The sequence below is a fragment of the Bacillus cereus group sp. Bc031 genome (assembly GCF_027716265.1).
Taxonomy (GTDB): Bacteria; Bacillota; Bacilli; order Bacillales; family Bacillaceae_G; genus Bacillus_A; species Bacillus_A paranthracis.
Genome location: NZ_JAQFUL010000135.1, coordinates 1 through 7,865 on the forward strand (window position 1 = coordinate 1; position 7,865 = coordinate 7,865).

The window sequence follows — 7,865 nt, forward strand, 5'->3', positions numbered from 1 at the left end:
TGTCTTTTTTAAATAAATAGTACTTTGATAACTAAAAATTCTGTTGTTTTTCAGTTGACATACTACCGCAGGTCTTAATTAATATCCATTATACAAAAAGGAAATAGGATAAAGAAGTAAATGTAATAAATGACAAAAGAAAAGTCCCAAGAAGGGACTTAATAAAAATGATATTTTATTTCATTAATGGAGCAATCCAAGTATTGTTGAAAATCATATTGTCTCCATTTCGTTGAAGATTTGCTTTTACAATATTCATATCCTCTTTGATATAAGGTGCTTCCCAAAAAATTGTTACCTCTTGGATTTCTTTTTGTTTAGCGAGTTGTGCACCGATTTCATTGTTGTAAAGATCAATTAACTTTAATGTTGTTTCATTAGAATTTTTAGGTTTAAACTTTAGGTGAATTAAAGCGATGTAATCACCGTCTTCTTGTGTACCTAAGTGCTCATTTACCTCAATCTTGTCAATCTCGGCATTTGTAATTTTATCTTCGATCAAACTAGTAATATCGGATTCTAATGAGTACTTTTTAATTTGTTTGTTATTGTCATTTGTACCAGATAAAGTACTATTAGAAGATCCGTTAGAAGGTTTGGTAGGACTTACTTCATTTTGATCAGGCTTTTTAATTTCCGTCTGAGTATCTGTAAAGTGATTGGTAATATTAAATTTTATATTGTATTTTTTATTTTTTACTACATCTCCATTTTCATTTAATTGTGCTATTTCAAATTTGAAATTTACCCAATCAACAGTTTCTAAATCTGTACTATCTGATATAAACGTGATCATTCCCTGTTTAGGGTCGTTGATTTTATCGCCAGGTTTAAAGGTAGTATTTTTAATTTTATTTGTATTATCATTTTGATTTAACGGATGGTTCTTGTTAGTAGTTATCTGTAATTCAGTCGAATTAAATCTAAAGTTTGAAGAGGATTCATTACTTATAGTAAATAAACTTCCAACAGCACCTAAGTATTTATTTTGGTAAAACTCACTTTTATTTGAAAGAGCAAGAGGGTTTATTTGAAATTTAAAACCATCAAAATTATCTTCAAACATAGCATTATCATAAAATATCCATCTAGTTTCTTCTGAAGAACGGTAAATTCTAAAGTCACCAGCATCAATAGTTTTTTCGACAATTAAATTATTTTGGGATGCGCTAGCTACAGATTTTTGTTCGGTTTCGTTAAGCGATTCTGATACATTTTCAGTTATGATAGCAACGACTCCTAACAATATAAACAAAATAACAGATGTACTGATTGAAATAGCGCTTGTAATAAACATCTTTTTAGGACTTTCTTTTCTATTCTTTCGTATAATTCCAATAACCAATGTTATTAAAAAGATAATAACAGATAAAAAAATTCCCCATGTTAGAAACAAGTAAAATGAAAGTCCTAATATGTATCCAAATGAATATTCAGCTTTTGGTGTTTCTACCAAAGATATAAATATGGAAAGGACGAATAAAATTACTATTGATGAGAATATGTATTTAGTTTTAAAAAACTTCATTATATGCTCCTTTATTTTTTTCTAATTATTTTTATATGTTTTTAAGCGCGCAAACCCTCCCGGAACCCCATAAATCTCCGCAACTTCTTGAATAGACAAACGAGTATCTTCATAAGTAGCAATCATTTCATCTGTAAGTAACAACTCTACAGCAAATGTATTTGCTTCAATTTCTAAACGGTCTACCGAAAAGAAGGTTTGGTTACGTAAGAAAGGAGTATTTGCTTTATGATGAAGTACAGCATGACCTAATTCATGTGCACAAACAAAGCGTTGAGTGGTTTCGTCAATTTGATTATTAATATGAATAAATTTAATGCGTTTATAAGTGTTGTAAAAGCCAAGAGTATTCCCTAGGTCTTCATACAACACGATAATTTCTTTATTTTTAGCAATTTCAAATGGATTTGTTGTGCCGTGTTTTTCTGTAATGTTTAGTACGAATTCTTTGATGTCCATAAATTCACTCCATTCAATCTTTTTTATATTTGTTAGGAGTGAATTTTTGTTTCGCTAACTGTTTTGCCATGCGCATTGAGTTTTCAAGAGAAATGCGTATCATTTCTTTTGTATGTTCATCGATAGGTTCACCATCAAACATAAGAGCATCTTCACTATTTTCTAGTTCTTCCAATGTTTTTTCTAAATCTTTTGCTATGTCACGCTCTTCTTTTTTTGTAAGAGAAGATAATTTAATATTACCTTGCTTGTTTAGATAACCGATTTCTTCCAGTAGATCAGTTTTATCTTTATGTATTGCATGAGCAATTTGTTCAATAACTGTTAATGTTGGCTCTACTGGTTTACCATTTCGAGGGTCTATGCCTTTTTCAAGTTTATCTATATAAGAGTGACTTAACTGACAGCGTGTAGCAAAATCCCTTAATGACAAGTTATGTTCTTGTCGATATTCACGTATTATCATACCTAATGTTTTCATATTATGTTCCTCCTTGAATACAATTGTAATCTATCGTTTACAAAAAAGCTAAAAAAAAAAATGTATTTCATGGTTGACGTTTTGTATTCAATGGAGTACAATTTGAATTGTAATCAAATGAATACAAGGTGGTGATTAAGTGAATCATGTAGCAAAGGCTCGAAAACAATTGAATATGTCACAAGACACATTATCTAAAAAAGCAAAAGTATCAAGGCCTTATCTATCTAATATTGAAAATTTAAAAGTACAGCCTAGTGTCGGGGCTGCAATCAGAATCGCTAAAGCTTTAAACAAACGAGTTGAAGATATTTTTTTAGATAAAATGTAAATCATGGTGTACAAGAGGGGTGGAATAATGTCAGCAATTCAAATGGCTGTACCAGTAGATCAGCAGCATACACATATAAAAAACACTTCAAGGGGTGACAGCATGAATCACCAAGAAGAGTATGCAGCAACTTATCAGTTTGGAAATACAAAAGTAAATATTGTTGCTCCACCACCTAAACCTAAGAAAGAGATAGATGCAATCATTCGTGAAATGCATTTAGCTGGTTGGGCCATTATTCGTGAAATGCAAGAGAAAAATATTGAGAGTTAATTTCTCTCTTCTTACATAAAAAATAGACGAGTTATGTATGTACTAATAATTTTAATACTTTAACAACTTAATATGGAGGGGAACAAGTATGGGAACAAGCATATATTGTAATTCATCAATAGGTGCGTTATTGCAAGGAGCTAGAGAATGTTGCGAAGATGAAACATTAAAAACGAAGAAAGGACTTGCAGTGCATCTCGGAATTACATATGAACGCTTGAAAAACATTGAAGCTGGTACATCACAAGTTCCATTTGAACTAGCGATGGATTGGTGTGATGCAACGAAAGCGCCACTAAATAAACAGGCAATTAAACATATCTATGGTGTTGGTTTACCGCCGACTGATCCACGTTTAACGAGTGATGTGAACTTACAGCTTATGAATTATATCAAGCAAGCTGAGGACGGCATTAAAGCAGCAAAAGAGATTATGAAATTGCAAGTCACAACAAGATCTTGGCAAATGAATGATTCAAAGAAAAAAGAATACGTGCAGCATGCTAAAGAGGTATATGACATGATACAAGCGACTCAATGTGTCATTCAATCATTAGAGGGTGTACATCCCGGATTGTTTGAAGAAGTAAAAGGGAACTGGTTGAGAAAAGCGATTTCAGATAATGTGGTTGTACATTCCGTTGATAAATTATTGAAGCTATCAAAAGTAATGTAAGGAGGACTAACAATGACAGTAGATTATATAAATCCTAGTTTAGAAGAGTATAAAGAGTTAATTCGTCTTGATGCAAAGCTAACAGGTGAAATTAAAATAGCGGAAACATTTGCTGAGGATAAAAATTTAGAGGAATTAAAAAGAGATAAGAAATTAATTGGTATTCGAATCAAAATCATTGAAGCCTCATTCGTTTTAAAACATAAATGGGCAAAAGAAAAAGCTACCGCCTAGACAACAGTAGCTCTAACAAATATATCGTAAAGCAATTATAACATTATATAAATCATTTGGACAAGCGTTGTGCTTGTCGTTATGACCAGAAAGGGATTGTTACCTCCCATCCCCTTACAATAAGCCTTTCTGGTTGTAACGATGCGTACAGCATCAATGAAGAATGAAAAGAGGTGAGACCTTTGAAAACTCAATATAACCGTTTAGTTGAATTGGTCCTTCCAAAGGATCTTGAGTTTGCGAATGAGTTACATGATTGTATGGTGACTTGTGTTCACAACGTATTTAACGCTCAAACGAAGGAAGAAGCGGATCGCTGGGACGAAGAATTAATTCGTTGTTCGAAAGACTTCATGAAGCTTCGTGAAGAAAAACAAGATTATGAGGCATCGAAAAGTTACCGTGTAATCATAACGGATTTTCAAGCGAGAGGAATCAATGCTTCATTAGTTACTCGAAAGAAATAAAAAATCTATCACTTTGCAGAGTGATAGATCAATAAATGGCTTTAATAATTTTAGTTAGGGTAATTATACCAAATGAGAAGTCATATAACAATGGAGTGTGTTGCATGCTTTTAGATAAATCATTACATAGAGTGTTGCTGAATCCTAAACTTCTTCAGCAATCGACATCAGAGCAGCACCTTATCTACTTAGTAAAGCAATATCTCAAAACAGGATATAAGAATTATCGTTTATTACGTGTAGAGGACGGATTTGCGATATGTAAACGGGAGGATGAATAATATGGCAGTTTATAGACCAGTTCAAGTTTCATTTTGGCAGGATGCAAAAGTTATTGAGGAGATGACTCCGGAAGATAAATTATTCAATCTGTATCTTCTTACTAATCCATGCACTACACAAATTGGAGTATATCAAATTACGAAAAAGCAAATGGCTTTTGACTTAGGGTATTCCATGGAAAGTGTTAACGCACTCTTAGATCGTTTTGAAAACCATCATAAATTGGTTAAGTATAATGCAGAAACACGTGAATTAGCTATCATCAATTGGGGGAAATACAACCTTAATAGAGGTGGAAAACCTATAGAAGATTGTGTGCGCAAAGAACTTGATGGAGTATCGGATATTAGTCTAGTTCATCTAGTAACTCCAAAAGTTAAGAACGATAAAATTCGTGCTATTTTCGAAGAATTCCTTGCTGTTAACGATACGTGCCACGATACGTCAACGATAAGTGGGCAAAAAGAAAAAGAAAAAGAAAAAGAAAAACAACAACAACAACAACAAGAAGAACGCGCGAGCGCGGCAAATGTTGTTGAGGTTAATCCAATTTCTTTTTACGAGCAGAACTTCGGATTCATTACACCTTATATCGCAGATGGTATTCATGGATGGATAGATGATTTAAATGCAGAACTTGTTGTAAAAGCTATGGAAATCGCTTTAGAGAAAAACACAAGAAATATGAATTATGTAAATACGATTTTAAGAGATTGGCATCTTAAAGGCCTAAAAACAGTAGCAGATGTTGAAGCGGCAGATAAAGCTTTTCGTGCTCAACGATTAGCAAAAGGACAACAAACTATGCAAACGCCTTATCAAAATAAAGGTTTATCAGCATCTACTCAAAACGTATTACAGCAGCAGGAAGCATGGAAACAAAACATTCCAACAGAAGAAGAACTTGCAGCACTTAACCAACAGCATGGGTGGTTGGCACAATGAGTAACGATATGATTCGAAACGTAGAAGCTGAGCAAAGTGTTTTAGGTAGCATTATTCAAGAAGGCGATTTAATTAAAGATTGTCAGCTAAAGGCAAAGCAGTTTTCTTTACCAACACATCAAATGATTTTTAAAGCGATGAGAGAGTTAGAGGATGCTGAAATGCCAATTGACCTTGTTGCTCTTATCGGAAAGTTCGATGAAGGTTTCATCCATCAAATTGGTGGAATTGAATTCTTTGTTAACCTAACAGAGATTGTAACAACAACTAAGAATTTCTCGTATCATGAAGGGCTTGTGATTGAAGCTTGGAAGATGAGACATGCTCAGGAGGTTGCGGGTAACTTATATAACCGCCTTCAGCAAGATAAGGATATGAGCGCAATTAGTACTTCAATTGATGAACTAAGCGCCATTGAAGAAACAGGCTACTCAGATGAATTTAACTTGAAAGAAACCCTTGTTGATTTGTATAAGGAAATGCAGGTTGATGTAGGTGATTTAACTGGTATACCAACTGGTTACGATGATTTAAACAGAATGACCGCTGGATTACAAGAAGGCGATTTAATCATTGTTGGCGCTAGGCCTTCAATGGGGAAAACAGCATTTGTATTAAATGTCGCTTTTCATGCAGCAAGTGCTCATACAGCAACAGGAATCTTTTCACTAGAGATGGGAGAAGAGCAGCTACTAAAGAGAATGATCTCAAGTACTGGAAATATAGATGCTATAAAATTAAAGAATCCTAAGAAGCTATGTAATTTAAAGGATTGGGAAAAGATTAGTCAAGCGATGGGATTAATTAATGATTTGCCATTAGAAATTTACGATAAAGCAAATGTCACGATGCAAGAGATTTACGCTAAAACTAGGAAACTAAAGCGTAAGTATCCTGATAAAAAGGTTTTAATTGCAATTGATTACTTGCAGCTTATTGTAGGGGATCCAAAGCATAGAGGGAACCGTATGCAAGAAATCGGTGAGATTAGTCGGAAGTTAAAACTGATGGCAAGAGAATTAAATGTATGTGTAGTTGCATTATCACAGTTAAGTCGTGCTGTAGAAAGTAGGCAAGATAAGAGACCGTTGCTATCAGATTTACGTGAGAATGGTCAAATTGAGCAAGATGCGGATTTAATAGCATTCTTATACCGTGAAGATTACTATGACCGCGAGACAGAAAATAAAAACATAACGGAAATTATTTTAGCGAAACAGAGAAACGGTCCAGTTGGTGTTGTTGAACTAGCATTTATTAAAGAATTTAGTAAGTTTGTAAATTTAGAGAGAAAGTTCATCCATCAACAGGAGGCTTAATCATGTTGTTACGTCAGGAAGTAGAACGTAGAAAATTAATAATCATTCGTAAATTATTGGGTTTAGGATTAGCTGAAATTAACGGACAAACATTAGATCAATTAACGTTAACACAGCTTGAAGGGATTCTAATAGCAAGTTTGCAGGTATTGGAGGGACAAAACAATGCCAAAACAATTAACAATTTTTGATGTGGAACCAGTTGTATCATTTGATCCTAAGAAAGCTCATATTCACCGTTTGAATTCAAAATTAAGGTATGCAGATGTGATTGTGCAAATACCACATCAAGCCAAGGCGATTGATGAATTAAAACCAACGACAGCGCCTGATGAACGTTATGAGTTGTTTGAAGATTACACAATTGGAATTTGGCGCTATAAGCGAGCGGAGGATAAACAATTTGTTTGGGAAGAAGCTGAAGAACTGTGCAAGCGAGCAAGAGATGAAAAAAAGCCGATTCCAATACGTCTCCATTTATCGCTGGAACAATCATTTGTTCCAGAAAATGTTGTGCAATATTTGTAGGCAAATAAAAAAAGCTGAGATCACTCTCAACTTACTCCGACAAAATAATTATAACATATGGGAGTGATTTTGGTGGGAATTAGAAAAGAAAATCTTGTTGAAATGACAGCTGAAATAGATTTGAAAACAAATGGAATATATATTGTTAAAAATGGTCAGGTGCAACTAATAGAACCACCTCAAGGTGGATTTGGTGAACAATCATTTATATATCAAAGCGGAAAAGTAATTCGTATGGAAGAACGAAAAACACAGTTATTATAATCAAATTTGAATTTTGTAGAAAAACGGAGGTGGTCAATATGCATCTAGACATTGCGAGATTTAAAAAGATTGGGAACT

13 protein-coding genes are annotated in these 7,865 nt (G+C 33.7%); 10 read left to right on the forward strand and 3 right to left on the reverse strand.

The genetic code is table 11. From position 1 onward, the window contains the following. Positions 1-175: 175 nt before the first annotated feature. Genes PDQ33_RS27340 through PDQ33_RS27350 form a run of 3 tightly spaced genes read right to left on the reverse strand, consistent with a single transcriptional unit; the run spans position 176 to position 2,468 of the window. Positions 176-1,528 carry a hypothetical protein gene (locus tag PDQ33_RS27340; protein WP_086717683.1) on the reverse strand — a complete coding sequence of 451 codons (1,353 nt, stop codon included), beginning with the start codon at positions 1,526-1,528 and terminating at the stop codon, positions 176-178. A 21-nt stretch (positions 1,529-1,549) separates the two neighbouring features. After that, entirely contained in the window at positions 1,550-1,987 is a 438-nt protein-coding gene (locus tag PDQ33_RS27345) for an ImmA/IrrE family metallo-endopeptidase (RefSeq protein ID WP_270756978.1), read from the reverse strand. A gap of 13 nt (positions 1,988-2,000) precedes the next feature. Beyond that, the gene (locus PDQ33_RS27350) at positions 2,001-2,468 is read right to left on the reverse strand and encodes a helix-turn-helix domain-containing protein (RefSeq protein ID WP_086717679.1); all 468 of its coding nucleotides are present in this window, start codon (positions 2,466-2,468) and stop codon (positions 2,001-2,003) included. Between the two features lie 139 nt (positions 2,469-2,607). Between PDQ33_RS27350 and PDQ33_RS27355 the strand changes: the two genes are divergently transcribed. The 10 genes from PDQ33_RS27355 (at position 2,608) to PDQ33_RS27400 (ending at position 7,787) form a co-directional block, all read left to right on the forward strand. After that, on the forward strand, positions 2,608-2,799 hold the full coding sequence (locus PDQ33_RS27355) for a helix-turn-helix transcriptional regulator (RefSeq protein WP_086717677.1): 192 nt from the start codon (positions 2,608-2,610) through the stop codon (positions 2,797-2,799). A 27-nt stretch (positions 2,800-2,826) separates the two neighbouring features. Continuing rightward, positions 2,827-3,072 (forward strand): hypothetical protein, encoded by a 246-nt coding sequence (locus PDQ33_RS27360; RefSeq protein WP_001274310.1) that lies wholly within the window; start codon positions 2,827-2,829, stop codon positions 3,070-3,072. A gap of 88 nt (positions 3,073-3,160) precedes the next feature. Further along, positions 3,161-3,748 carry a sporulation sigma factor-processing peptidase gene (locus PDQ33_RS27365; RefSeq protein ID WP_270756988.1) on the forward strand — a complete coding sequence of 196 codons (588 nt, stop codon included), beginning with the start codon at positions 3,161-3,163 and terminating at the stop codon, positions 3,746-3,748. A gap of 12 nt (positions 3,749-3,760) precedes the next feature. Beyond that, a complete protein-coding gene (locus PDQ33_RS27370) occupies positions 3,761-3,982 on the forward strand; it encodes a hypothetical protein (RefSeq protein ID WP_000215303.1) in 222 nt (73 codons plus the stop codon). Between the two features lie 182 nt (positions 3,983-4,164). Beyond that, positions 4,165-4,449 (forward strand): hypothetical protein, encoded by a 285-nt coding sequence (locus PDQ33_RS27375; protein ID WP_270756990.1) that lies wholly within the window; start codon positions 4,165-4,167, stop codon positions 4,447-4,449. A gap of 282 nt (positions 4,450-4,731) precedes the next feature. Then, positions 4,732-5,676 carry a DnaD domain-containing protein gene (locus PDQ33_RS27380; protein WP_270756991.1) on the forward strand — a complete coding sequence of 315 codons (945 nt, stop codon included), beginning with the start codon at positions 4,732-4,734 and terminating at the stop codon, positions 5,674-5,676. Further along, on the forward strand, positions 5,673-6,995 hold the full coding sequence (gene dnaB, locus PDQ33_RS27385; RefSeq protein ID WP_270756992.1) for a replicative DNA helicase: 1,323 nt from the start codon (positions 5,673-5,675) through the stop codon (positions 6,993-6,995). Before PDQ33_RS27380 ends, dnaB begins: the two co-directional genes overlap by 4 nt. Before the next feature lie 2 nt (positions 6,996-6,997). Next, positions 6,998-7,186 (forward strand): hypothetical protein, encoded by a 189-nt coding sequence (locus PDQ33_RS27390; protein ID WP_061654390.1) that lies wholly within the window; start codon positions 6,998-7,000, stop codon positions 7,184-7,186. Then, complete coding sequence (locus PDQ33_RS27395; RefSeq protein ID WP_074541379.1) at positions 7,161-7,523, forward strand: cell division protein SepF; 363 nt, start codon at positions 7,161-7,163, stop codon at positions 7,521-7,523. The genes PDQ33_RS27390 and PDQ33_RS27395 overlap by 26 nt, the downstream gene beginning before the upstream one ends. Positions 7,524-7,595: 72 nt before the next feature. Then, the gene (locus tag PDQ33_RS27400) at positions 7,596-7,787 is read left to right on the forward strand and encodes a DUF3954 domain-containing protein (protein WP_000512857.1); all 192 of its coding nucleotides are present in this window, start codon (positions 7,596-7,598) and stop codon (positions 7,785-7,787) included. The last annotated feature ends 78 nt before the right edge of the window (positions 7,788-7,865 follow it).